The 2,293-nt window shown below is 64.5% G+C and carries 2 protein-coding genes; both read left to right on the top strand.

Translation table 11 applies throughout. The features are described 5' to 3' along the window. Nucleotides 1-411, top strand: a 411-nt coding sequence (locus AC5RWX_RS32630; protein WP_494100311.1) for an FCD domain-containing protein, incomplete at its 5' end; no start/stop codon positions are given. Between the two features lie 53 nt (nucleotides 412-464). After that, nucleotides 465-2,111 (top strand): L-glutamate gamma-semialdehyde dehydrogenase, encoded by a 1,647-nt coding sequence (pruA, locus tag AC5RWX_RS32625; protein WP_494100310.1) that lies wholly within the window; start codon nucleotides 465-467, stop codon nucleotides 2,109-2,111. The last annotated feature ends 182 nt before the right edge of the window (nucleotides 2,112-2,293 follow it).

Genomic DNA, 2,293 nt, shown 5'->3' with positions numbered 1-2,293 from the left:
GACGTCAGGACAATCCTGGAGGTACAGGCCGCCACGCAGGGAGCCCCAAACGTCAATCGCCGGAACCTCCAGGACATGGCCACTGCCTGCGGCAAAATGCAGGAGGCGGTGGCGGACGGGCGCATCATCGATGCCCTGGACCTGGACGAGGAAGTCCTCGCAACTCTTTACAGGGCTTCGGGAAACCCCGTCTTGGTCAGCACCATCGAACAACTGTGGCTCCAGTGCCGGCCCTACAAGGTGATCGGCGCAACGGAGGCACTGGCAAAGAACGACAACACTCTCTGGACCCCGCAGCCTGCACTGGTCCAGGCACTGCTGGACGGCGACACCGCCGCGGCAACTACCATCACCGCCGACTCCCTGGCAAGCGCACTGCGCAGGCTGGAGCTTCGGCTGGAAACCCAATAAACATCCTTTGGGGCCCCCGGCCCCGGGAACATGCAAGAGGAGATACCCGGACAATGTCACCCCAAACCGTCAGCGTCACTGGCAACTTCAGGGTCCCCACGCCCTCCAACGAACCGTCCCGCGAATTCCGCCCAGGCTCCCCTGAAGCGGCCTCAGTCAAGAAAAAGATCGCCGAAGTCACGGCCACCGTGCGGGAGCTTCCCCACGTCATTAATGGTGTCCGCTCCATGACCGGGGAACTGCGCGACGTCACCGCTCCGCACCGCCACTCCCAGGTGCTGGCCCGCATCCCAACCGCGGACGAGGCGGTAGTCCAGTCCGCCATCGACGCAGCCCTGGCCGCCCAGCACGATTGGTCCCGGACCCCGTGGTGGGAACGGGCCGCCATTTTCCTGCGCGCCGGCGAGCTCGCCGCCGGCAAGTATCGTGATGAGCTTGTCGCCACGACCATCCTTGGCCAGTCCAAGACTTTCCACCAGGCAGAGATTGACGCTGCCAGCGAGGTAGCCGACTTCTTCCGCTACAACGCGCACCTGGCCCAGCAGATCTTCGCCGACCAGCCTGCCTCTCTGCAGGGTGAAGGCAACTCGCTGGACCAGCGCGGCCTCGAAGGCTTCGTCCTGGCCATCACACCGTTCAACTTCACCGCCATCGGCAGCAACCTGCCCACCACGCCGGCCCTGATGGGCAACACGGTTGTCTGGAAGTGCTCCGAAAAGGCCGCGCTCAGCAACGACGTCCTGATGCGGATGTTCGAGGAAGCCGGGCTTCCGCCAGGCGTCATCAACCTGGTGCATGGCTCGGGCCGGGCCATTTCCGACCAGGCGATGAGCCACCCGGACTTTGCCGGCCTAAATTTCACCGGCTCCACCGAGGTCTTCCGCAGCCTGTGGAAGAAGGCCGGCGATAACATCGAAAACTACCGCTCCTTCCCGCGCCTGGTCGGTGAGACCGGCGGCAAGAATGCAGTGGTGGCTCACCCGTCCGCCGACCCGGACGCTCTCCGGGCCGCCCTGATCCGGAGTTCCTTCGAGTACTCGGGCCAGAAGTGCTCGGCGTCCTCACGCGCGTACATCGCCCGCAGCGTCTGGACGCAGATCAAGGATGAACTGGTCGAAACCACCAAGTCGCTCCGCCTGGGTGATCCTGCCGAGCACGAGACCTTTACCAGTGCCGTTATCGACGGAGCCTCGTTCCATAAGCTGGAAGAAGCCATCGGCAAGGCCAAGGCCCTCCCCAGCCACACTGTCCTGGCCGGCGGTAACGTCCATGGCGAAGAGGGCTGGTTCGTGGAACCCACCATCTTCGAGACCACCGATCCCCACGCCTTCACCATGAGCGAGGAATTCTTCGGCCCCATCCTGACCGTCTACGTCTACGAGGACGCCGAGTGGGAGTCCGTACTGGATCTGGTGGACCAGACCAGCTACTACGCCCTCACGCAGTCCATCTTCGCCAACGACCGCCGCGCGGTCTCGCACGCGTTGGACAAGCTTCGCAACTCCTCGGGCATGACTTACATCAACGACAAGCCCACCGGCGCGCTCATGGGGCAGGTCTCCTTCGGCGGCGGCCGGGCTTCCGGCACCAATGACAAGACCGGTTCCCGCCTGGCCCTGCAGCGCTGGCTCAGCGGCCGGTTCATCCACGAGAACTTCTCGCCTTCCAGCGAATGGCGCCAGCCGTACCTCGCCCAGTAACACCCTCCCAGTAACAAGGCCTGGCCGCGCCGGGCCTTCATGACCGGCCGGGTGCGCATCCGCGCATTTGGCCTCCAACGGCCGTCGGACTCCTCGCAACGTACCGAACGGCTTTCAACAGCCGCCGCCTGGACCTCCAGGCGGCGGCTGTTGCCCTCCCCGGCCTGACACAGTGGAAGTTT

The organism is Arthrobacter sp. SPT-J7 (assembly GCF_059089965.1).
The sequence above is the reverse complement of the archived record's forward strand: the minus strand, read 5'-3'. Positions and strand labels throughout refer to the sequence as shown.